This window comes from Paenibacillus sp. FSL H7-0942 (assembly GCF_045040715.1).
In the GTDB taxonomy this organism is placed as follows: Bacteria; Bacillota; Bacilli; order Paenibacillales; family Paenibacillaceae; genus Paenibacillus; species Paenibacillus amylolyticus.
This window is the reverse complement of record NZ_CP150279.1, coordinates 4,726,054-4,749,291: the sequence shown is the minus strand read 5'-3', so window position 1 is coordinate 4,749,291 and position 23,238 is coordinate 4,726,054. Positions and strand designations below refer to the sequence as shown.

25 protein-coding genes and 3 tRNA genes are annotated in these 23,238 nt (G+C 45.0%); 23 read left to right on the top strand and 5 right to left on the bottom strand.

Annotation, left to right across the window (positions count from 1 at the left end; genetic code table 11):
* Position 1 precedes the first annotated feature (1 nt).
* The 11 genes from MHI48_RS21165 to MHI48_RS21115 all read left to right on the top strand — a co-directional run bounded on the left by MHI48_RS21165 (position 2) and on the right by MHI48_RS21115 (position 7,184).
* Positions 2-865, top strand: coding sequence for an ABC transporter ATP-binding protein (locus tag MHI48_RS21165; RefSeq protein WP_145323112.1), 864 nt, complete (start codon positions 2-4; stop codon positions 863-865).
* Between the two features lie 20 nt (positions 866-885).
* A complete protein-coding gene (locus tag MHI48_RS21160; protein WP_405141674.1) occupies positions 886-2,337 on the top strand; it encodes an ABC transporter substrate-binding protein in 1,452 nt (483 codons plus the stop codon).
* A gap of 106 nt (positions 2,338-2,443) precedes the next feature.
* Positions 2,444-2,635 carry a hypothetical protein gene (locus MHI48_RS21155; RefSeq protein ID WP_047843730.1) on the top strand — a complete coding sequence of 64 codons (192 nt, stop codon included), beginning with the start codon at positions 2,444-2,446 and terminating at the stop codon, positions 2,633-2,635.
* 71 nt (positions 2,636-2,706) lie between these two features.
* Positions 2,707-2,780, top strand: a tRNA-Met gene (locus tag MHI48_RS21150).
* 56 nt (positions 2,781-2,836) lie between these two features.
* Positions 2,837-2,910 (top strand) — tRNA-Ile (locus MHI48_RS21145).
* Between the two features lie 182 nt (positions 2,911-3,092).
* Positions 3,093-3,515 carry a hypothetical protein gene (locus tag MHI48_RS21140; RefSeq protein WP_036614795.1) on the top strand — a complete coding sequence of 141 codons (423 nt, stop codon included), beginning with the start codon at positions 3,093-3,095 and terminating at the stop codon, positions 3,513-3,515.
* A gap of 236 nt (positions 3,516-3,751) precedes the next feature.
* Complete coding sequence (locus MHI48_RS21135) at positions 3,752-5,308, top strand: tetratricopeptide repeat protein (RefSeq protein ID WP_405141672.1); 1,557 nt, start codon at positions 3,752-3,754, stop codon at positions 5,306-5,308.
* A gap of 138 nt (positions 5,309-5,446) precedes the next feature.
* Entirely contained in the window at positions 5,447-5,614 is a 168-nt protein-coding gene (locus MHI48_RS21130; protein WP_405141671.1) for a hypothetical protein, read from the top strand.
* Between the two features lie 176 nt (positions 5,615-5,790).
* A complete protein-coding gene (locus MHI48_RS21125) occupies positions 5,791-6,489 on the top strand; it encodes a hypothetical protein (protein WP_405141669.1) in 699 nt (232 codons plus the stop codon).
* Between the two features lie 91 nt (positions 6,490-6,580).
* On the top strand, positions 6,581-6,694 hold the full coding sequence (locus MHI48_RS21120; protein WP_082219140.1) for a YjcZ family sporulation protein: 114 nt from the start codon (positions 6,581-6,583) through the stop codon (positions 6,692-6,694).
* Between the two features lie 160 nt (positions 6,695-6,854).
* Positions 6,855-7,184: a DUF1904 family protein gene (locus MHI48_RS21115; RefSeq protein WP_036614785.1), complete on the top strand. Its 330-nt coding sequence runs from the start codon at positions 6,855-6,857 to the stop codon at positions 7,182-7,184.
* 41 nt (positions 7,185-7,225) lie between these two features.
* Here MHI48_RS21115 and MHI48_RS21110 read toward each other — a convergent pair whose 3' ends face one another.
* Both MHI48_RS21110 and MHI48_RS21105 read right to left on the bottom strand, forming a co-directional pair.
* Positions 7,226-8,449 (bottom strand): MFS transporter, encoded by a 1,224-nt coding sequence (locus MHI48_RS21110; RefSeq protein ID WP_405141667.1) that lies wholly within the window; start codon positions 8,447-8,449, stop codon positions 7,226-7,228.
* Between the two features lie 140 nt (positions 8,450-8,589).
* A complete protein-coding gene (locus tag MHI48_RS21105; protein ID WP_051447369.1) occupies positions 8,590-8,778 on the bottom strand; it encodes a DUF6199 family natural product biosynthesis protein in 189 nt (62 codons plus the stop codon).
* Between the two features lie 311 nt (positions 8,779-9,089).
* Here MHI48_RS21105 and MHI48_RS21100 point away from each other — a divergent pair, with 311 nt between their 5' ends.
* Both MHI48_RS21100 and MHI48_RS21095 read left to right on the top strand, forming a co-directional pair.
* Entirely contained in the window at positions 9,090-10,238 is a 1,149-nt protein-coding gene (locus MHI48_RS21100) for an ATP-binding protein (RefSeq protein WP_405141665.1), read from the top strand.
* Between the two features lie 109 nt (positions 10,239-10,347).
* Positions 10,348-10,821 (top strand): DNA-entry nuclease, encoded by a 474-nt coding sequence (locus MHI48_RS21095; RefSeq protein ID WP_405141663.1) that lies wholly within the window; start codon positions 10,348-10,350, stop codon positions 10,819-10,821.
* Between the two features lie 195 nt (positions 10,822-11,016).
* Here the strand turns inward: MHI48_RS21095 and MHI48_RS21090 are convergent, their stop codons facing one another.
* Positions 11,017-11,241, bottom strand: a complete 225-nt coding sequence (locus MHI48_RS21090) for a hypothetical protein (protein WP_017687353.1) — start codon at positions 11,239-11,241, stop codon at positions 11,017-11,019.
* 207 nt (positions 11,242-11,448) lie between these two features.
* Between MHI48_RS21090 and MHI48_RS21085 the strand changes: the two genes are divergently transcribed.
* The 3 genes from MHI48_RS21085 (at position 11,449) to MHI48_RS21075 (ending at position 15,703) form a co-directional block, all read left to right on the top strand.
* Positions 11,449-11,898, top strand: a complete 450-nt coding sequence (locus tag MHI48_RS21085; RefSeq protein ID WP_047843724.1) for a general stress protein — start codon at positions 11,449-11,451, stop codon at positions 11,896-11,898.
* A 425-nt stretch (positions 11,899-12,323) separates the two neighbouring features.
* Positions 12,324-12,409 (top strand) — tRNA-Leu (locus MHI48_RS21080).
* 372 nt (positions 12,410-12,781) lie between these two features.
* Entirely contained in the window at positions 12,782-15,703 is a 2,922-nt protein-coding gene (locus MHI48_RS21075) for an insulinase family protein (protein ID WP_076328070.1), read from the top strand.
* Between the two features lie 152 nt (positions 15,704-15,855).
* Here MHI48_RS21075 and MHI48_RS21070 read toward each other — a convergent pair whose 3' ends face one another.
* Positions 15,856-16,563, bottom strand: a complete 708-nt coding sequence (locus MHI48_RS21070; RefSeq protein WP_017687366.1) for a helix-turn-helix domain-containing protein — start codon at positions 16,561-16,563, stop codon at positions 15,856-15,858.
* 250 nt (positions 16,564-16,813) lie between these two features.
* On the opposite strand from MHI48_RS21070, the gene MHI48_RS21065 reads away from it, so the two are divergent.
* The 5 genes from MHI48_RS21065 (at position 16,814) to MHI48_RS21045 (ending at position 20,456) form a co-directional block, all read left to right on the top strand.
* A complete protein-coding gene (locus MHI48_RS21065) occupies positions 16,814-18,034 on the top strand; it encodes a MalY/PatB family protein (protein WP_076328069.1) in 1,221 nt (406 codons plus the stop codon).
* Between the two features lie 241 nt (positions 18,035-18,275).
* Positions 18,276-18,944 carry a uracil-DNA glycosylase gene (gene ung, locus MHI48_RS21060; protein WP_047843722.1) on the top strand — a complete coding sequence of 223 codons (669 nt, stop codon included), beginning with the start codon at positions 18,276-18,278 and terminating at the stop codon, positions 18,942-18,944.
* 19 nt (positions 18,945-18,963) lie between these two features.
* Positions 18,964-19,383, top strand: coding sequence for a hypothetical protein (locus MHI48_RS21055; RefSeq protein ID WP_017687369.1), 420 nt, complete (start codon positions 18,964-18,966; stop codon positions 19,381-19,383).
* 239 nt (positions 19,384-19,622) lie between these two features.
* Positions 19,623-20,207, top strand: coding sequence for a TIGR00730 family Rossman fold protein (locus MHI48_RS21050; protein ID WP_076250810.1), 585 nt, complete (start codon positions 19,623-19,625; stop codon positions 20,205-20,207).
* 120 nt (positions 20,208-20,327) lie between these two features.
* The gene (locus MHI48_RS21045) at positions 20,328-20,456 is read left to right on the top strand and encodes a hypothetical protein (protein ID WP_255319930.1); all 129 of its coding nucleotides are present in this window, start codon (positions 20,328-20,330) and stop codon (positions 20,454-20,456) included.
* Positions 20,457-20,673: 217 nt separating this feature from the next.
* Here MHI48_RS21045 and MHI48_RS21040 read toward each other — a convergent pair whose 3' ends face one another.
* The gene (locus MHI48_RS21040; protein WP_036674861.1) at positions 20,674-20,940 is read right to left on the bottom strand and encodes a hypothetical protein; all 267 of its coding nucleotides are present in this window, start codon (positions 20,938-20,940) and stop codon (positions 20,674-20,676) included.
* A gap of 231 nt (positions 20,941-21,171) precedes the next feature.
* Between MHI48_RS21040 and MHI48_RS21035 the strand changes: the two genes are divergently transcribed.
* Both MHI48_RS21035 and MHI48_RS21030 read left to right on the top strand, forming a co-directional pair.
* The gene (locus MHI48_RS21035; protein ID WP_076250811.1) at positions 21,172-21,909 is read left to right on the top strand and encodes a glycerophosphodiester phosphodiesterase; all 738 of its coding nucleotides are present in this window, start codon (positions 21,172-21,174) and stop codon (positions 21,907-21,909) included.
* Positions 21,910-22,181: 272 nt separating this feature from the next.
* Positions 22,182-23,237: an iron ABC transporter permease gene (locus MHI48_RS21030; protein WP_036614761.1), complete on the top strand. Its 1,056-nt coding sequence runs from the start codon at positions 22,182-22,184 to the stop codon at positions 23,235-23,237.
* Position 23,238: the final 1 nt, after the last annotated feature.

Genomic DNA, 23,238 nt, shown 5'->3' with positions numbered 1-23,238 from the left:
CGTGATCCAATGCGAAGGACTTGTCAAAATTTTTAAATCCAGCGATGTGGAAGTCGTTGCCCTTCAGGGTCTCAACCTGACTGTCAATCAAGGTGAAATGATGGCCATCATCGGGAACAGCGGTAGCGGTAAATCCACGCTGCTGAATATTCTGGGCGGACTTGATCGTCCTACAGCTGGTACGGCTGTTGTGGGAGACTGGGATTTGCTGAAAATGACAGATGCCCAATTGGTCGAATACAAACGTCATACGGTAGGTTTTATTTGGCAAAATAACGGTCGTAACTTGCTGCCTTATCTCACTGCACTGGAAAATGTGGAGACTCCCATGATTCTGGGAGGCAAGCGTGATCGTGCTTACGCGAAACAGTTGCTCGAATGGGTAGGCCTTAAGGATCGGATGCATAACAAATTGCATCAATTGTCAGGAGGAGAGCAACAACGGGTAGCGATTGCGATCTCATTATCCAATCGTCCCAAAATTCTGCTTGCAGATGAACCAACCGGTTCGGTCGATTCCGAGACATGTGATACAATCATGGGCATTTTCCGAAGAATGAACAAGGAACTTGGCGTTACGATTGTCATCGTTACCCATGACTTGACGCTTGCTGGTAAGGTAGACCGGATCGTTGCGATTCGGGATGGCTTGACCAGTACCGAGTTTGTGAAGCGCAACCCGAATCTGGATGATGAACACAGCTTGTCCGAGGCGGGTATGCCGGACATTCACGAAGCATTTGTCATTATTGACCGTGCAGGGCGACTTCAGGTGCCTAAGGAGTATCTGGAGGCCTTATCCATTGATAACCGGGCTACATTGGAATTTGACGGTGAACGCATTGTTATTACACCGCCAAGATAATTAAGAGGGGGAACTGGGATATGAAGAACAGTATGTGGGGAAAACGTGTTTTAGCCGTCATGGCTACAGCAACGCTGGCAATGCCGCTGATTGCCGGTTGTACGGCAAGTGAGGCCAAGGATACGGAGCAGCGCGTATTGCGTGTGGCTACGATGTGGGGCGGACAGGATGACAGTTACTTCCGTCAGCAATTTACCGATGCTTTTGAATTGACACATCCTAATGTAACCATCGAAATTGTAGCTGCTGTTGATCAGAGCAGTATGTATGGGTATGGCAACACGGAAGAACAGCCGGAAGTCCCGGATACGATGGAGAGTCTGAAAAAGATTATGACTGGGGATAACCCGGTTGACGTTATCGTGGCCGATACCGCCACAGTGAAATCATTAATACAGGAGAATCTAGTGAAACAGCTGGACCCACTGATGCAGGAAGATAAATTTGATACCAGTGATATCGTGCCTAGTGTACTGGAGGGAATTAAGGACCTTGGGGATCAGAGCATCTATGCATTGACACCAACGTTCTCCTCATCGGCTTTGTTCTATAACAAGGGTATGTTTGAAAAAGCAGGCGTGGAACCGCCAACGGACAACATGACATGGGACGATATTTTCAATCTGGGTACCCGTCTAACGAAAGGTGAAGGTAAAGATCATGTATTTGGTTTCACCTTCACGACATATCAGGGTGGTTCGCCTTACTACTCCATGCAGCAGTACTACAGCGCGTTGCAGCTGAAGACGTTTGATGACAAAGCAGAGAAGATGACAGTAGATTCTCCTCAATGGGAGAAAGTGTGGAGCACCATCAGCAAACTTGCGATTGACAAAGTTATCCCTAAAGGAGACGAACCGCAGGATCAGAATCCGAGTGGACGTTATGATCCAATACAGGGTGACCTGTTCCTGAGCGGCAAGGCAGCCATGGCTATTGGTGATTACAGCTATATTAATCAATTAATTGATGCCAATAAAAATGCGGATAAAATGAAAGACTTTACGAAAGTGGATTGGGATGTGGTAACACCTCCAGTTCACCCGGAAGCTCCTGAAATTGGAGGTAGCATCTACCTGAGCAACCTCATGGCGATTAATAGTGCGGCTCAGAACCCGGATGATGCGTGGGAACTGATCAAGTACATGAACAGTGAGGACTGGGCTAAGATTAAAGCACGCAGCAGCTATGAGATGGTATCACGGAAGAGTTTCATTAAGCCCAAAGACGGCCTGGATTATAACATTCAAGCATTCTATTCGCTGAAGCCGATTCCGCCAACAAATACCAATCTGGATAAAATGTATCAAAAATCCCCAGGTTTATGGCAAGTCAATGAAAAAGGTATGGAATATTTCAACCAGGTACTAGAGAACAAAAAGACACCAAAAGAAGCACTTGGTGAGTGGGCAGCTAAAGGAAACGAGATGCTGGAGAAATTGAAAAAGGATCCTAAAGCTACGTTTCAATGAGATTTGATGTAGTAGTCATACCATAAGTTAAGGATAGCCGCTGAAGATTTTAATCTTTGGCGGCTATTTTTATGAAAATGGGGTATTCTACAAAAAGCAGGAATAAATGACGACTCCGGAAAGGACGAGCGGTATGCACTGGGTATATTTCAGCAAGTTGTATGCAACCAAATTTCAGGCAGGATGTCTGGCCAAACGTATGGAGCAGGATGGATGGATTTACGGTCATAATGAACCAGCAGAAGTAGAAGTTTATCGATCACGTAAAGGACGTTATGGTGTGCGTTTTATTCCCTGACATTACCCCTTGACTTATTGGGATAGAATGGTGTATATTAATTAAGTCGCTGTTTTAATATTTCTTACTGACGCGGGGTGGAGCAGCCCGGTAGCTCGTCGGGCTCATAACCCGAAGGCCGCAGGTTCAAATCCTGCCCCCGCAATTTAGTTTCACTTGGATGATTCACAGCCATCATCTGCACGTTATACATTATGTCTAGGGCCCTTAGCTCAGTTGGTTAGAGCGGTCGGCTCATAACCGATTGGTCACAGGTTCGAGTCCTGTAGGGCCCATACTCTTAAAACCCTTGCCTAGCAAGGGTTTTTTTCTGTCTACATGTAAGCTTTGGAGGAAAAAGTATCTTGTTAATGGTGTCTTTCTAGTATGCCCTTTTTTTCCAATCACGATGTATGTCCATGCCATATCTCAAATCTCGCATATACTACCTTATCCCAACCCATAGGAGGTAGATTTCATGAGTCAATTTCTTGATGCAAGAACATCTCAGAATGCGAGTTTGGCTAACTCTATTGCAATACCAATCCTGGTTATTAATACACCACAATTATTCGGTCAGATTGGTCTGCAAACAGCAGGAGCAGGGGCAAACCCACGGGTACAATTCAAAGGAACGGTGTCTGTGCAACTTCCTTTGGCACTCGTTGGTGTAACTATTACAATTGTTAGGGGGACTTTGGCTACGGACCCTGTGATCTATTCCGCAACGTCTACGTTTAGCTTGAGTGTCCTTGCACCTCAGATTATTACGTTCTCTGCAGATGACTTCAACCCGCCTATCACACCTCAATTGACGTACACTGCATTTATCAGTTCCAACTTGCTCGGTACGATCCGTGTAGGCCCTGAGAACTTTGATGGAGCTGTATATTCCGACTAATGTTGAGCGTCCTTGCCTAAGTAAACTAGATCAATAGTCTTCTTAATTGAAAGGCCTCAAGGACCTGCCCTAAAAAGCAGGTTTTTTTCCTGTTGAAGGGGAAAACTGAACTTCATCGAGTAGGTAGGGTTCTATGATATAATGCATTACAGAGATTGAATGGTATTGGACATCAAATAATACGTGATCATCTGAGAAACGTATGAAATTAGTGATAGAAAGCAGGTTTCCGTTTAATGACGTCAAATGAAAGTCAACGTTTTCGTTACAGTGAAGCTCCGGTCTGGGATTGGCAGAGAGCTTATTATGAACAGAAGGGGCTACAAGCTTGGACAGAGAACCAAGTCCCTCAATATATTACGAGTAATCCGATGATTGCCACGGCGTATGCAGAGATGATCTTTGGCTTTCTTCAGGACCTTTCGAACAAAGGAAAGATTAACGAGACCGTAACCATTCTTGAACTTGGAGCGGGTGTAGGGCGTTTGGCACATCAAGTTCTCCTGAAATTGCTTGAGTTAAAGGAATTTGCTGGAATACCTTTACCGCCTTTCAGATATGTGATGACGGATCTCGTAGCGGAGAATGTGCTGGGTTGGCAGGAGCATCCATCCATGCAATCCTTTATTCAACAAGGTATATTGGATTTTGCGCGTTTTGACGCTGTAGCGGATACGGAATTGAATCTGGTCGTTGCAGGCACGGTTATTCAGCCCGGTGATCTGAAACAACCGTTGTTGTTGATTGCTAATTACTTTTTTGACAGCATTCCACAGGAATTAATCTACATTGGGGATGGCGAGATCTATGAGTGTGATCTGCTTGTACAGTCTCCGGATCGTCGTCTTGATCTTGAGCCCGCTGAGATGCTGAAGAACATGACACTGAGTTATGAGTATCGCCGAGCGCCGGAATACAGTGCGGATAACTATCCATATCAGGAGCTTATTACATTGTACAAAGAGGAACTGGAGGATTCGCACATTCTTTTCCCTGCAATCGGGTTGTCCTGTCTCGAACGGTTGAACAAGCTGTCACAGTCAGGTTATGTGTTGATTACCGCTGATAAAGGGGATCATCGCCTGGATAACTGGAAGTTCGCAGAGCCACCAGAATTTGTTCTTCACGGGAGTTTTTCTCTAACGGCTAACTACCATGCCATTCAATATGTTCTTGAACAGCAGGGCGCTCATACACGATTCACAACACATCATTATAAAGATCTGAATGTTGGGTGTATGTTGATGGTGGACGAACCCATAAGTTATGTGAACACACGTCTGGCCTACCATCGATTTGTTGAACGTTTTGGCCCGGATGACTTTTTCAGCATGAAACAATGGGTAGACTCTCGAATAGAGAGTATGGAGTTAAAGCATATTTTGCCGTTTTGGCGTCTGGGCGGGTATGATGCGGAGTTCTTGATTCACAGTGCGACGCACATTTCCAGTCTTCTTCCTGATGCAAGTGATGAGGAAATGCTTGATATTCAGTCTGGTATTCATACGATGTGGTCGTCCTACTATGTGATGGAGCAGCAAGGAGGTCTCGCATTTCTGGCAGGGCAGCTGTTATATGAGATGTATATGTATGAGGATGCAAAACGGTTTCTGGAGATATCATTGGTTGCAGATCCGAGTAACCATAATCCAGCCGTCTTATACGATTTGGCTGTGTGCTGTTATGAACTTGAACTGGAAGAAGAAACCCTGTCATATACGCATAAAGTATTGGCTCTGGAACCTGATCATGAAGAGGCGGCAACCTTGCTCCAGAGTTTCGAGTTGATCTGAACGGAACAATTTTAGTTTGTCTCCTGTATGTCTAGAAATAGTGATGGTTGTATATAAAATTGAAACCTAATTGGGTTGTAATCGTATTAATGGGATATTCAACCAATCATCTGTTTAAGCAGAAAAGGAGACAGAGTTATGAAGAAAATGTTATCCGTTGCATTATATCCACTTGCTTGGGTGCTGGGGGCACTGAGTATCTTATCTGTAAATGAAAACAGTGTCCTTTTGGTGAAAGATATCGCTACAGATCGAAGCTATGATGGGCAGGCTATATATGATAGTATTGAACGTAGAAATGCCTAACTACATATCATTGAACTGTAAAGGTAATTGTGTCGTCGTGCAATAACATGAGAACCAATTACTCTTGAAGCGAAGTACGGTGAGCAGGAGTTCTGTCCTGTCCGTACAACCTTTAAGCCGGTTTCGTACCTTATTCAGGTATGAACCGGCTTTTATTTATGAATGGGGGATACCAGATGAAGATTATTATTGGACAACCGAGGCTGGAACAGGATTTGCTGCAGCTTGAAGCCGAACTCAAGCAACACCCTGATGCGGATATATTGTTTTTTCCTGAAGGTTATCTGAACCAGAATGTTGAGGAAGCTTGCCGCCTGGCGGCTGAATATGGAACCATGATTGTATCAGGTCATCGCAGGTTGGACGAACGCCCGAAGGACCGATCGATCATCATCAGTACGGCTGGAGAGATTGTATTGGAGAAAGCTAAATATACACCTGCTGAGACGGCTCAGGAACAGGGTTGGGTAATAAGCACTTTGTTGTGTGATGAGCTGGTCCTGCAAGGATTTCGAAATGAGAATATAGGGAATGTGGACATTGTGATGCATTCCATTGGTGTGGGCATGTTCAGTGAAGAGCAGTACAGTGAGTGGGTCGAAGAGGCTCGGCAGATCGCCTTGAAGCATCAATGTATTGTCATGGGGACAAGCCATGCGGATGGTTCGTACCGTGATACCGAGATATCCATTCCAATCGCGTATTGTATAACACCTGATGGAGAGGTTGTTCTGGCATCCCGAAGTGATACACGTACTTTTACAATCCTTCTGGACAGAGGAAATACAGACCCTTCACCTCAGGAGTCAAAAGAAAAACAACTGAAAATCTCCATCGCCCATTCGGTTAAATCAACGGGTATGAATCCCGGATGAATGGGCTGTTGAACTTGCCGATTCGCCCGGTCACTTGCACGGAATACGCATATGTTATGGCATACCTTGAAATTCAAAGGAGGCCAATCAAATGAGTCAAGTTGGATACGGTTGTTGTAATGCTGGTGGCGGATGGACTTCTACAAGTGCAATTCTTGTGCTTTTTATCCTGCTCGTGATCATCACAAAATCTTTCTGGCTGTAAGTCACGTATAGAAACGTGCAAACAGTGGGCTCCGCTGAGACTTCAGCGGGGCTTTTCCTGTTTATAAGAAGCAACATATGCCATCCAAGACATTTGACAACTGAAAACAATGTGCTTAAAATCACATAAGAGACTATTAACAGAGATTGAAGGGATAGCAATGCCGTTTATTCGCTTTAAAGGATTCACAGGTCCTCAGCTAGAGGAAGTTGTACCCCAAATTACAGAGCAGATGGCCCTAATTACTCATATTCCAAGGGAGAGAATGAAGGCAGAGCGTCATGATGTACAAGCGCTGACACCTTCTCCGGCTTCTATAGAGATTCTGATGTTTCAACGTGACCAGGAGATTCATAATCGGATTGCATCGTCGGTGCAAGCTATTTTGGAAGAAGCATATATGCCGGATGTGCACATTTTCTTCAATATATTGTCACCTACTTTGTATTATAAAAAAGGCAAGCCGCTTACAGATTATCGATTGGATTGAGATTATGAGGGACGAGCAGAATGTTGCTCGTCTCTTTTGATTTACATATTTTTCGTATGTTTAGCAATGGGTTGGTTTCTGTGAACTCTGCTCAACGATAATGAGCATATCGCAGATACAATAAACAAGGCCCCACCGATAAGGTATACCCACCGAACGCCCAGTTGATCGGCGACTAGACCAAAGATGACTATGGATACACTCATAACCGTGGATATCAGGACGCCATGGGTGGCGTATACCTTGGTTAGGGATTCGACAGGTACACTGTTCTGAAGCGCTGTCTGCTGAGCCACATCACGAATCTGATGAACTGGACCCATGAGTATACATAACACCAGAGCGAGCCACGGCAGGTTGTTTAGACCATAAACGACGGTCAGCAGGCTGAAGAGAAGAGAACCCATGGTCATACTAGCGATTAGATGTTTCTGAATACGTTTGGCCAGTGCAAGAGCCAGAATACCTCCAAGCATGGTTCCAGCAGCGTAACTCGAGTTCATGAGTCCCCACCAACCTTCTCCTCGTCCCAGAGCTTCTTTTGCAAAGGCCAGCGTAACAGCTCCGATCCAGATGGAACCCGCAAGTGCTTGGGCAATGTCCATAAGCGTAATCAGTCGTAAGGATGGGTTCTTCCAAAGAATACTCCAACCTTCCCTCAATACATTCCGCGATACAGCAGATTTCTGAGGTTGTTCTACATTCCGTGTGAGCGAGCCCATGGCAATCATAAAGATCAGAACGGCCCAGGACAGGCTTGTAGCTGCCCAGAAGGTCTGAGACGCTCCCCAGTTCATCACGGCGAATCCCGTCATGGCGTAACCGACAATGGTTACAGTCTGATTGGAGAAAGATAGTAGGCTATTTGCTTTTATAAGGTCTTCACCTTGAACCAATCGTGGCGTTAAAGTCTTCAGTAACGGAGTTTCCCATCCGTCCAAGAAGGATAGTACAATCACTCCGAGCAATAGAAGCGGCAGTTGTGAAATCAAGTGATTCAACGAAATGGCTATACAGGTCATGATTAATGTTTTGGCTATGGAAATGCTGATCAATAGTCTGGAGAATGGGAAACGGTTCACAAGTAATGGCAAAGTGAGACCGGCTATTATGCGTGCAATGATCTGAATAAGTGGAAACATTGCAGCAGAGAGTACCGATCCAGTGAGACCGTATATAAATGTAGTAATGACTATGATATATATGACATTAATAAGCGAGAGCAGCGTTTTGGCGGCCCAGTACGGATAAAATGCGATGTTCATGCCAATGATGTCCTTTCCGAAACGATATATCTATATTACGGGCATTGTCATCATTGCACCACAAACAAAGTTATCATTTTCCCGTCATTTCATCACAAAAAAACTGCCCAACAGGGCAGTCATCTTCTAATGCCTATAGTTCATGCCATAGCAAGTGTGAAGGCGATAAGCAACATCAGCAGGCTGGTCGTTCTGACCATAGTCATATAAGGCCTGCTGGGTTCGGCTTCGCCCCGGGAAATCCAGCCATAGCGCAGATACCAGCCGAATTTTGGGAAACAGAGATTGATGATACAGAGTACCATGAATATAAAAAAGAGGGTTCTCATACCCATCTTCCTTTCTCACTTACATAACGGATCTCATCTTAACGTTTGCGTCTGGTAAAAAAGACTACAATCAAAATGATAATGATGATAATTAACAGAAATTTCATGTATGTTCCTCCTGATGAGTAGTTAGGTTATTGTGGAATTAGTTATCAACTATTACCCAAGAACCACATGGCTTGAATAACTGTGTTACAATTAAAATATATTGATTTAATATCAACACATTCCGATTGGTTAGTTTTCTCTCCTTATAATGTACGATTGCAGAATATATAAACATTAATGTGTGTGAGATGAAGGAGGAAGGCATGAGCCAACATAATCAACTCTCATTACAATGGGAATTTATCATCTCGAAAGTGAAATCCTCCGTGACGGTGGTCGATGCTACCTTGCCTGAGCTTCCGCTCATGTATGTAAACGAACACTTTACCCAACTGACAGGATACACGTATGAAGAGTCTGTCGGACACAATTGCCGATTTTTGCAAGGGCAGGATACAGACCCCGAAACGGTAATGCAGATTCGTGATGCATTAAAGAAACAACAATCCATTAAGATTGACATTTTAAATTATACAAAAAATGGTCAGAAGTTCTGGAACGAACTGAATATTGATCCGATCTTTAATGAATCGGGAGAATGTTTATATTTTGTAGGCATTCAATACGATATTTCAGAACGGAAGTATGCTGAACAGCAGTTGAAGTTTGCAACTTCCATGGCTGAGATGAACAGCAGAGGGCAATTGGAATTCATCGGCAAGCTGAATCACGAGCTTCGTACCCCGCTCAACGGCATTATGGGCATGATCGAACTTGCCAGTATGGGTGAAACTACGGATGAGCAGAAAGAATATCTGGAGCTTGCACGTCAATCAGGTGAGGCGCTACTTAACATCATTAACAATAGCCTGGATATGGCGAAACTGGGCAGAGGCAAAATGGATGTTGAAACCATTGAGTTTCAACCATTGAAGCTGATTCAACAGATTGTGAAGACACATGAACCTGCGGCACAGAATAAACACATACGTTTGCTCTGTCATGCTGACTTGAATGTTCCTGATGTGCTTATCGGTGATCCGCTAAGACTTCGGCAGGTACTGGATAATTTGCTGAGTAATGCAATTAAGTTCACGGAACAAGGTGAAGTGCAGTTACAGGTGGATGTGAGGCAACAACTGATGGATACCGTTGTATTGGTATTCTCTGTGCGTGATACGGGAATTGGCATTCCTCAGCATCAGATCGAACCATTGTTTGATGCATTTACCCAGACCGACATCTCCCATGCGCGCCGATTTGGCGGAAGCGGTCTTGGTCTGACCATCTGCAAAGAACTGCTGGAACTGATGAATGGTCAGATTTCGGTGGAGAGTACAGAGGGGAAAGGTACACAGTTTGAGGTGACACTGCCCTTGCTGCGCCAACAGGCCATTCCCAATGTAGGATAATCAATCAAGCAGAACAGCCGGGCGGTCTCGGCTGTTTTTTTATTGTATTGGATTGTTTTACGAACGAGCGTTCTGTTATAATGCAAGTGTTGAATGGGGGAGACACAGCATGAGTAAGAGACGCACAAGAAGTAAACGCAAAGGTAAACAAGGTTTCAAAAAGCAGGTTCTGACGCTGGTAGCAATGCTGCTGGTAGCCCTCTATGCCTGGGCTGGGGGCGAATGGCCCGAGGAGATACCTAATGGGACTGATAAAAGTGTAGACCATACCATTACGTTCCCTTCAGAGCGTTATCCCGAAACAGCCAACCATATTAAAGCTGCTATCAAGGCAGGGCATTCGGATGTATGCACCATTAATCGTAATGGAGCGGAAGGCAATCGGGATCTATCACTTAAGGGTGTTCCGGTCAAAAAAGGTAAGGATCGTGACGAGTGGCCCATGGCGATGTGTGCTGAGGGAGGAACAGGTGCAGATATCCAGTACATTACCCCGAAGGATAATCGTGGTGCAGGTTCATGGGTAGGGAATCAGTTAAGTACATATCCGGATGGAACACGAGTGAAGTTTGTAGTGAAGTAACAACAGGATATGGTTGGGCAGAAATAAGGATTGTAAGGCCTTTGTTGTGAGGTCAGTGGTAGCGTGGTACAGGATAAGTAGAAGAGAAAAACCAGACGTGCATGCGTCTGGTTTTTTTGGTGTAAAGTGCTGGCATAAATAGATCTAGTTAACGTATCTATACGGGAACTGGAGTTTCTAGGATTACAGAGCCGACTAAACGAGTTGCATTCCGCTTAAATGATGAGACCGGATGCTTAACAGACGCGTAACATGTTCCACCTCATCAAACGGTATCCACAGACTGCCGTGGACCGTACGTAAGGAAAGAATGGATGTATCAGCGGTACGCTCGGGAAATCCGGTTACCGTCTGACCGCTTGTATTACGAACCATGATCTGTTGCTTGCGCCGGATGGCAATTTCTACCTCTTTTTTCATAAGTCATTGCTCCTGATTATGAGATGTTAAATCCATATGTCAATGTTTTCAATGGTTAATTTGTCTTCTTTATCTAGTCTATCAGAACTAGGCATAGATTTCCAGAAGAGAAATCAACAATCTTCTAGGTGATTTGTCTTAGCTGTGGATGATCCGTTTTTGAATGGGGATTACGGGGTTATATTAGGGTAAAAGGAGGGGAACGGAATGACACAATTGATTATTGGACTGGCCCGTACCGAGAACGAGGCTATAATTATGCTGAATAAGGTCAAAGAGGAAGGGATTAAGGATAAATATTTAGGAGCGGTGGCGAAGGAACAGCTTAATCTGGAGCTGGTGAGCGAAAAGACGGGGCTGCCCAAACCTTTGAAGGGTGCCGGAACAGATGGTGCCTTTGGCGCTCTGAAAGGCATATTGGCTGGTCTGGGGAAGCGAATGGATCAGACGATGTCGATCGGAAATGCAGTCCGTAGACTCGCTGGTAATGAGATTGGGAGTGAGACCGATGATTTGGTGCTTACACTGACTGAAGCGGGGATCTCGGAGGAGGATGCGCGGTATTACGAAGATTGGCTGTTAAAGGACCATATCTTGGTTATCGTGGAGTGCAGTGAGGAAGAAGCGGCTCGTGTTCGACCTATTTTACTTTTTTAGTTTAATTTAAGGCTGATTTTAGGTTTCTTTAATGTTGGGGAGGTATTCTTATCTCACACCTCCCTTAATATAGATTGGTTTACCGGAAGTCCGGGACCGCAACTCGGACTTTCTAGGCACTGTGAGCTGACGCTTGCAGTGCCTGTTTCATTTATATAAGTTGAACTAAAGATTATTTACACTGACACTCCGATGACAGAATAACCTTCTAATCGCTGTTATCCCCAGATTTTTTCGATTCCCTCTTCTCAAGGGAAAATCTGGTGATAAAGGCGAACGCTTCGCTTTTTCAGTTTTTCTGTCCTCTCCGTTATCGTGTAAATCATTAGATAAACTTATAGAGTTAGATTATTTTTAATAAAAGTGTTGCAAAGTTAATTAGTTCATGGTAAGATATTTCTTGTCGCCAAGAAATACATAATCCTGCCGGGGTGGCGGAATTGGCAGACGCACAGGACTTAAAATCCTGCGGTAGGTGACTACCGTACCGGTTCGATCCCGGTCCTCGGCATCTTAAAAAGAAAGATCGTATGACGCTTGTTAACCAAGCTGCATGCGATCTTTTTTTATGTTCTTTAAGATGAATGTCATGTCATAGCTGACCACTTCACCATGCAGTTCATAAACCTAAACGCAGCATAATACATATCAGAAGGTACATTTATCTGACTTTTATGAAGAGACGGAACAATGGTGTATACTATCCGTAGGCATATATTACCTTTACCTTGCTGAACGATATAGGTTCAACTACACATTTACACGATAACGGAGAGGACAGCTGTTGTTCTGTCATCGGAGTGCCCGTGTAAATAAACATATTTGAACTTATGTAGAGTCACAAAACCAATAAAACAATCTTATGGACGGAGGACTCAAGTTTATGTTGAAACAGCTTAAGCCATACAAGGTCTTACAGGAGCGCAGAATCGAAGAACTGAAATCGGATGCGTATCTGTTGGAACATCAGAAATCCGGAGCCAAAATTGTACTTTTGTCCAATCAGGATGACAACAAAGTATTCAGTATCGGTTTCCGCACACCTCCGGAAGATGATACAGGGGTAGCCCATATCCTCGAACACTCCGTGCTCTGTGGGTCCAAGAAATTTCCGGCCAAGGATTCTTTTGTTGAGTTGCTGAAAGGTTCATTGAATACATTCCTTAACGCCATGACGTATCCCGATAAGACGATCTACCCGATCGCGAGTCGTAATGACCATGATTTCCATAACCTGATGGATATATATCTGGATGCGGTATTGAATACGAATATTTATGAGAATGAAAAGATATTTTTGCAAGAGGGCTGGAACTACAATCTGACCTCTGCAGATGATGAGTTAACCTACAACGGAGTTGTATATAACGAGATGAAGGGTGCCTTTTCTTCACCGGAACGAATGGTGCGCAGAGAAGTGCTGAACTCCCTTTTCCCGGATACTACGTACTCCTCCGAGTCTGGCGGGTTCCCGGAAGCTATCCTGGATCTGACTTATCAGGGGTTGCTGGATTTCCACACGAGATACTATCATCCTTCCAACAGTTACATCTATCTCTACGGCGATATGGACATGGAAGAGAAGCTGCAATGGCTGGATGAAAACTATCTGAGTGCATATGATCGAATTGAGATTGATTCGGCCATTCAACTTCAACCTGCCTTTGCAGAACGGGTAGACACGGTTAAGACTTACTCTGCGGGAAGTACGGAATCGGAAGTGGATAACAGCTTCTTAACCTATAACGCGGTGATCGGCACAAGTCTGGATAAGGAACTGAACATCTCGTTCCAAATTTTGTTATATGCACTGCTGAACGCTCCGGGAGCGGTACTGAAGCAGGCGTTGCTGGATAAGGGCATTGCGAAGGACGTCTACGGTTCCTATGATGACAGTCTGTATCAACCTGTATTCACTGTGGGACTGAAGAAGAGCAATCTGTCTAGCAAAGAGGATTTCCTGGGAACGGTCAAAGAAGTGCTTGAGCGTGTGGTAAAAGAAGGTTTTGATCCTAAAGCGCTACTCGCAGGGATTAACTCATATGAGTTCAATCACAGGGAAGCGGACTACGGCAGAATGCCGAAAGGCCTGATCTACGGATTCTCCTCCCTGCAGAGCTGGTTGTACGATGAAGAAGCACCTTTCACCCATTTGGAGGCCAATGACGTATTTGCTGAACTGCGGACAAAAATGAACGAAGGTTACTTCGAGCAACTGATTGAGAAATATATTTTGCAGAACACACATACTTCCTTTGTAGCCCTGACACCGGACAAAGGGTTGAACTCACGCAAAGAAGAAGCGTTGAAAGAACGTCTGAAAACTATTCAGGCTGGTCTTAGTGAGGAAGAAGTTCAGACGTTGATTCAGAAAACGGAAGCACTCGCCGAGTATCAGAATACACCTTCAACCAAAGAACAGCAGCAGGTCATTCCGACGTTATCAATTGAAGATATTGAACCGAAGGCCTCTACGTTGCATCAAACGGTGAACCAGGTCGACGGCACAACTATTCTCCATCATAACCTTTACACCAACGGAATTGGTTATCTGAGACTGCTGTTTGATATCAAAGAAGTGCCACGTCATCTTCTGCCGTATGCAGGATTGCTGAAAAATGTGCTGGGTTACGTGGATACTCAAAACTACTCGTTCAATGAACTGTCCAATGAAATCCATATCCATTCGGGTGGTATTCATAGCGGGATAGGATCTTATGCTAACGCGCATAAGCACAATGAATTCAAGGCTACCTATGAGTTCAACGCCAAAGTGTTGTATGACAAGCTTGGATTTGCCTTTGATATGATCAAAGAAATTGTGTTCACATCCCAATTCGATAATTCGAAGCGGTTGTATGAGATCATCTCTCAGATGAAAGGTAATCTGCAACGTAATCTGATCAATAGCGGACACTCTGCGGGAATTGGCCGGTCTTCGTCCAAACATTCAGCGGTCGCGGATTTCAGAGAAGCTGTGAGTGGTATTGCCTTTTACCAGTGGCTTGAGGATCTTCAGGCGAATTTTGAGGATAGAAAAGAAGAGTTATCTTCCAGTCTGCAAGAGTTGACGGGGTATATATTCAGACCGGAGAACTTGCTTGTTAGTTACACTGCCGATGAGCAGGGATATGAAGGACTGGAGCAACAGGTATCTGATCTGAAAGCGAAGCTGTTCACACATGAGGTTGCCAAGGAAGAATTTACATTCACACCGGCTACTCATAAGGAAGGATTCCGTTCTCCTTCAGAGGTGCAGTACGTGGTGCAAACGGGCAATTATATCAACAAAGGATATCAATACACCGGTTCACTACGGGTCTTGCAGGGAATCCTGTCTTTGGATTACTTGTGGACGAATATCCGCGCCAAAGGCGGAGCTTATGGCTGCATGTCAGGCTTCAGACGGAACGGAGACAGCTACGTTGCATCGTATCGTGATCCGAACCTGGATAAAACGTACAAAGTATATGAAGAAATACCACAGTATTTGAACGATTTCCGGGCAGACGAGCGGGAGATGACGCGTTATATCATTGGTGCGATCCAGGATCTCGATACGCCGAGAACGCCTTATGGCGAAGGAGCATTCTCGCTGGAGTGTTATCTGTCGAATGTGACTGAAGCGGATCTACAACAGGAACGTGACGAAGTGTTAAGCACGAAGGAAAGCGACATTATCGGTTTTGCTGAGCTTTTATCGGCCATACTTGAACAGCAACAGCGCTGCGTAATTGGTAATGAGAACAAGATTGAGGAACAGAAGCAAATGTTTGACGAAACGCTGGATTTAATTAAAAACTAAGCGTTAGTCTCGTTTATTCCACGATCCAATAAGCGTCAAACGCGAAAGGCACTTTTATGAGCTGGTTCAACAGCTTATAGAAGTGCCTTTTCTAGTGGGGAGGGACTGTCTCCATCTCATATGATATGAGAATGTGTGACACGCTGCGTTGTTCAAGTGACAGCAAGCATGTTGTATATTTTCAGGGTCCGCAGATCTTCCTTTGAGATTTTTAATTCATTATATAACTCCTGATTCTCGGGCAGCGGGGTTCTGGAGAATAACATTTTGAGCGCGATAGGCATGAAAGGTCTGAAGGAGACACCAGCCATCAGTCCCCATTTTTTCTCCGATTCCTGAAAAGACGCCAGAATATTAATGTATAGGTTCTCCAGCGGTGTGGCCTGATTTTTCAAAATCAGCGTGGTGAGTGTATCATAATGCTCGGTGTGGCCCCAATACATATTCTCGCATTCTTGGTAGTTCTCAAAATCCTTCACATTCATATACATCACGGTGCGATAACGGTTGGCATCCGACTGAGCCATCATGTCAATGACACAACGAATGAGACTGTTGTTACGCCCATCATAGAAGTAAGAATAGAAACGTGTAGAGTTCTTGAAAAAGCTGGACGGGACCGCATTCATCAGGGGAGATGCATGCCTTGGTTCTTGGTACAAGAGTTGCTCCACCTGAATGTTGAGCGCGTTTGCAATATGATGTAACGTGACGAGATCAAGTGTAATATCTCCGCTCTCATATTTGGATAGCGTGCCTTTGCTTTTGAAGATCTGATCCGCAAGCTGTTGAATGGTCAGCCCCCGCCACTTCCGAAAGTTTCGTATTTTCTTGCCAACTTCCTGATTGATATTGTTCATAACCGGTTCTCCTTATGCCAATGTTTCTTGAGAGTACGTGAAAATGATGAAAGTCATTCATAAAAATGATGTTATATGAGAAATATATCACTTTTTCACGGAAATACCTATTTTGGAGAAACAATAATCTTCATTTGTTTCGTCAGAATAGATTGTATTGCATTTGATGCAATTCCTGCGTCATGAAATAATAGGTGTAATACGACATGAAACGACAATGAAAAGTAAAGCAGATAGAGGAGCAGAAGCTATGAAATATAACTTTGATGAGATTATTGATCGCACAGGAACAAATGCCATGAATACGGATGGTTTCCGTCAATATATTTTTAACGCGTCAGAAGATATGACTTTTCCATTCAAGGATGAAGAATTTATTCGCATGTGGATTGCAGATATGGAATTTGCCACACCTCCAGAGATTCTGGATGCAGTTAAGGAGCGTCTGGACCGTAGAATCATGGGTTACTCTCAGGTATTTGATCCGGCATACTATGAAGCTGTTTCGAATTGGATGAAGAGATATTATGACTGGTCCTTCCCGAAGGAACATTTGGAGACCTCGAACGGGATCATTCCCGCTTTATATGAATTGGTGGAATATATCTGTCAATCGGATGAGAAAGTACTGATCGTGACCCCATCCTATGGTTTCTTCAAGTCAGCTGCGGAGCATAACAATCTTGAACTGGTATGTTCGGATATGATCAACGAGCAGGGGCGTTACTCGATTGATTTTGAGGATTTTGAAGCCAAGGCCAAGGACGAAAAAGTAAGGGTATGTATTTTCTGTAACCCCCATAATCCGTCTGGACGTGTCTGGACAACCGAAGAGTTACAGCGTGTGGGTGAAATCTGCCTGAGGAACAATGTATGGGTCATTTCAGATGAAATTCACTGTGATCTGCTGCGGACTGGAAAAAGACATACGCCACTTGCAAAGCTGTTCCCGGATACGGATCGAATCATTACATGCATGTCTCCGAGCAAAACATTCAACATGGCTGGTCTGATGTTCTCCAATGTCATCATTCCGAATAAGGCACTTCGAGACATCTGGCAGGCACGCCATTATGGTTTCAAAAACCCACTGAGCATCGCTGCCACTCAAGCGGCTTACGAAACGGGTGATGAATGGCTGAAACAATTAAAAGGTTATCTCGACGCCAATTTCGCCTGTGTAGAACAGTATGTGAAGCAGCATCTGCCACGGGCTGTTTTTCACATCCCGGAAGCCACGTATCTGGCCTGGATCGATATTTCGGCATATGCTCCCCAAAATGTAAGATTACCTTTATTCTTCGCTGAGCAAGCGGGTGTATTGCTCGAAGATGGTCATATGTTTGTAGCCAATGGTGAGGGTTGCATTCGGTTGAATCTGGCTTGTCCCCGTTCTGTCCTTCAGGAAGGGTTACGAAGAATCAGCAGTGTGCTTGTGAAAGAAGTCGAAGAGGTACCCGTACAAGTATAAAGTCATCAAGTCACCACGCAATAGCGAGGTGACTTTTTTGTATGAGTATACTGAATGTAGCAAGAATACGATTTATTTCGAGGTGAACGTATACCCTGATGTGCAATTCTGGTCTGCTGTCCCCGGTTATGTTAAAATGGTGGATAGTCTATGAGTTGCATGACATGCGGCTCTCAGAAGGTAGAGCCCAGTAGTTGGGCTGAACGAAACTGCATTCATCAGGGGAAAGGAGCCTATACATATGTTTGGAAACGATTGGGACAAGGTGCTTCAGGAAGAGACGGAAGCTGAATATTTTAACAAGATTCGTTACACTCTCGCCGCTGAGTACAAAACACAGACGGTCTTTCCGCCCAAAGAAGACCTGTTCTCCGCATTGAAGCTGACGCCATATCATCAGGTTAAGGCTGTTATTATTGGTCAAGACCCTTATCACGGAGCGGGTCAGGCTCATGGATTGAGCTTTTCGGTTAGACCGGGGGTGCGCGTACCGCCTTCTCTGAAAAATATATATAAGGAACTTCAGGCTGATCTGGACCTGCCGATTCCGAATCATGGATCTTTGGTCCATTGGGCACAGCAGGGAGTCTTGCTATTAAATGCTGTTCTGACGGTTCGTGAAGGTCAGCCTAACTCTCATCAGGCACTAGGGTGGCAGACATTTACGGATGCTGTCATTCGTGCGCTGAATGAACGTTCAGAGCCGATGGTATATATGCTGTGGGGCAGTCATGCCCAGAAGAAAGGTGCATTTATTAACAGGGACAAGCATCTGGTGCTGGAGTCTACACATCCCAGTCCGCTGGCTGCGCATCGTGGATTCCTCGGCAGTCGTCCCTTTTCCAAAGCCAATGATTTCTTGACCTCCAAAGGTATTGAACCGATTGATTGGAAGATACCTGAAAACTAGACAGATGGAGGTGAGAACATTGCGACATTGGATAGGACGAAAAGTAGCGGTATATCGTGCAACAGGCATACGGGAGCCATTGAAGGGAACGCTGGTTGAGTGGGATGAAGAAGCGGAATGTGTGCGGATCGGACCGAAACGGATTAAGGTATCGTTTGACAATATCGCAATGATCAGACCTCTTCCCGAAGAGAGTCTTCCCTTAAAGAAAGCACGTTCTGAAGTGCACAAGGTTGGATATGTGATGAAAAAGGCGATTCAGTTCGAAAATGCGATCTATTTCAAGTCGCAGGTTATGATTTGGCGCCGGGCCAAAATTGTAGCGTTATCCACGACGATTCTGCGTCATGACGAGGATCAGGTTGAACTTGCAGATGGTCGGGTTCTTCGTAAAGACAAGCATATGTTTGTCGTACGTTCACGCCGTGGGATACGTTAGTTATACGAAGATTTAATATTCATTTCATGCAAAGATCATACGGATTTAATGTTTGGTCTGTATATTAGGTAGTAACAACCCCTTCTAAATTGATGTGTATTGAAATGGGAGCCCGACCGGCTGCAAACGGTCGGGTATTTTTTTGTCCATTGGTTCTGTTAACCTGTTGTACGTTGTACATACCCATAACATTCATGTTATATATTATTAAAATAGATCATGAGAAGGAGTGAGACCCAATGAAACGTATAGCTGTTTTTGCAGGCTCCAATCCGGGAAATCACCCCGATTATACAGAGAAGGCTATTCAACTGGGCAAACAGATTGCTGATAGTGGTTATGCACTGGTCTATGGTGGTTCTTGCATGGGCTTGATGGGTGCAGTAGCCGATGCTGCTCTTGAGCAAGGGGGAGAGGTAATCGGGGTTATGCCTACTGGATTGTTCCGGGGCGAGGTTGTTCATGGAGGGCTCACACAACTGATTGAAGTGGGAACCATGCATGAACGGAAGGCTACGATGGCTGAATTATCCGATGGATTCATTGCACTTCCCGGAGGTATGGGTACATTTGAAGAACTATTCGAGGTGCTGTGCTGGGCACAGATCGGTATTCATCGTAAGCCTGTCGGTTTATTGAATGTCAACGGGTATTATGGACCGCTGATGAAGATGGTAGAACACAGCGTACAGGAAGGATTTTCCAATACTTCCCATCTCAGTCTATGGAGTCTGGAAGCTGATCCGGCTGAACTGATCAAACAAATGTCATCCTATATTCCTGCAGAGCTGACTCAGAAGTGGTCACAACTCAACGGGAAATGAGTGCATAAGAAGACGGGCCTGAACCTACTCGTTCCTCGGGAGAATTTTCGATCTGCCCAAGCAAGTTGCGCTATCGGACATAGTCTATAGTGTACTTCGATGAAGAGGGGAGTGTCACTGATGAGCGAACTCAAAGGTACAGGTTACGGATATTGCGGAGGCTTCGGTGGTGGAGCATGGACATCAACAGGTGCAATTCTGGTATTGTTCATTCTGTTAGTTATTATCTCTCGCACATTCATTCTGTAATTCGGTCAAATCCCGGGACGGGGATCATGCTGCAGAGGCAGCGCCCGAATAAAAAATGACCTTTCCAAAGAGACGCCGGTATATCCCGGCGTTTCAGGGGAACGGTTTTTTGACGTTTCCAGCATACGTTAAGTAATTGAAAAAGCAAAAACCTGCCCCTGAATAAGGTCAGAAGCAGGAGAGAGCCTCCTGAGCCATTAGCTGCACAACAAGCAGCTTACACCACAACAGCAGTTTGATCCGGATTACTTAACGATTTCCAGGCGATATATAGCCCGATGGCGGCTGCAATTAAGGAGAGTATTGCTGCAACAATAGCCAGCTGATCCAGTGTGTTGGGTGAACTGGAGTTAAGAGAACGCTGATTAGCCGTCTTACCGGATTTGTTTTTGATATGGACAGATGTTCTGGAAAGCCTGGAAGCCGACTGTAACTGGGATGTGTGAGGACGCGTAGGTATCGATTTTTTCTTTGAGGGATTCAATAGTCAACCTCCTTATAACGGAGTTCAGTGCTTCCATCGTTCATACTATGTTATGTCGATTTTCAGATTGAGTTCGCAAAAATGAGTGAATCCCCAGCCCGTTAGATGTTGAACCCGTTCGCTAGTATCAGCGAAGCAGGTAACCCATTATACGCTCTGTTAATACAGGTCTAACAAACGGTGTTTATAGTAAGGATCATAGAGTGAAGCTTGAACACAGGAGGCGCTGGAATGAGGAACATGGAGATTATTGCCCATCGCGGTGCATCTGCCGTATGCCCGGAGAATACGATGAGCGCTTTTGAACGGAGTCTGGAGCTTGGAGCAACAGGCATTGAAACCGATGTGCAGATGACGAGTGATGGCAGACTGGTACTGATTCATGATGAGACGTTAAGCCGAACTGGCGGCGCAGAAGGCTGGGTTAAGGATACGACTTACGATCAATTGCGCACACGGGATGCGGGGTCCTGGTTCCATGCTGATTTTACCGGGGAACGTATTCCTTCTCTGGAGGAATTATTCAAGCTGGTACAGGGGAAAGGAACACTGCTTAATCTGGAATTGAAAAATGGTATTGTGAGTTATAAAGGGATGGAAGAGAAGGTCATACAGGCGATCCGGGATTGGAATCTGGAGCAACAGGTTGTGCTGTCGAGCTTCAATCATGCTTCGCTCGTGAGATGTAAACGTCTTGCCCCGGAGATTCGTACAGCACTTCTATATATGGAAAAGTTATATCGTCCCTATGATTATGCCGCCAAACTCGAAGCTACCGGCCTTCATCCCTACAAGCTGGCAGTCACACAAGAAGATGTTGCTGCTGCACTGGCACATGGCGTTGTTACCTATCCATTTACGGTGAATGATCCTGCCGAGATGCAGGCCATGATTGATATGGGTGTGCAAGGGATAATTACCGATGTTCCGGATGTCCTGGCATCCTTACTTACGGTACATGCCCGTTAAACGAGTCTGTATTTTACATGTTCTACATATGCAATGATAAGGCTGTGTTCGAGCTTTTTGGCTCTTGCGCAGCCTTTTTGCGTGTGAAATTGTGTGCAAATATTCATATATGCAATAAACATGTCCTATTTGTCCATTGCCAGAGCCGGTGGATTCACTTACAATGGTCTATGGGAATGAGAATCAATATCATTAAAGTTTGGTATTTATAGAGAGGTGATTGTTATGTACATAGGTTTGAGCAGCTCCACTCATAACGAGGGTGGGCGCGTATGAGTTCACAAGCTTCACCAGAAAAACATAATCCGGATTCACCCACAGCGAAGATACACACTCGTCCGTGGGCGGCCACACTTATTCTTACAGGGGGAGTTTTGCTACTCGCTCTGGGTATGGCGTTGTCCATTTCTTTTGGCGCTGCTGATATTAAGCTTAGTGTAGTCTGGAAGGCTATCTTTGATTTCAATCCTGAGTTGACTCCACATCAGATCATATGGGAGATTCGATTACCACGTATCCTTGGAGGAGCAATGGTAGGTGCATGTTTCGCTGTAGCTGGTGCGATCATGCAGGGCATGACTCGTAACCCGCTGGCCGATTCAGGTCTGCTTGGGTTAAATGCAGGAGCTGGATTTGCACTTGCAGTTTGTTTTGCCTTCTTCCCTGGCTTGCCATTTATGTATATCATCATGTATTCCTTCCTTGGAGCAGGGCTTGGTGTCCTGTTGGTGTATGGTTTTGGTGCAGCTTCCAAATCGGGTCTTACACCACTACGCCTTGTGCTTGCAGGTGCGGCTGTATCAGCGATGTTGTCGGCACTCAGTGAAGGGATTGCATTATATTTCAGGATTGGACAAGATCTGGCTTTCTGGACAGCGGGTGGTGTAGCCGGAACGAAGTGGTCTCAACTTGAGGTCATGTTCCCCTGGGTACTCGCGGCACTGATCGCAGGTCTTCTCATCTCCCGTTCCATTACTCTGCTTAGTCTCGGAGAAGATATTGCGGTGGGCTTGGGGCAACGTACTGGGCTGATCAAGCTCATAGGCCTGATTGTTGTACTGATTCTCGCGGGTACGGCTGTATCCGTGGTGGGTGCGGTCGGTTTTGTTGGACTCATTATTCCCCATCTCACGCGGAAGTTGGTTGGGGTCGATTATCGCTGGATTATTCCATGTTCCGCTGTGATGGGCAGTCTGTTGCTTGTATTTGCGGATCTGGCTGCACGTATGATTAACCCGCCGTACGAGACGCCAATTGGCGCATTGGTTGCCCTCATCGGGGTACCATTCTTCCTGTATCTGGCGCGTAAAGAAAGGAGGACTCTGTAAC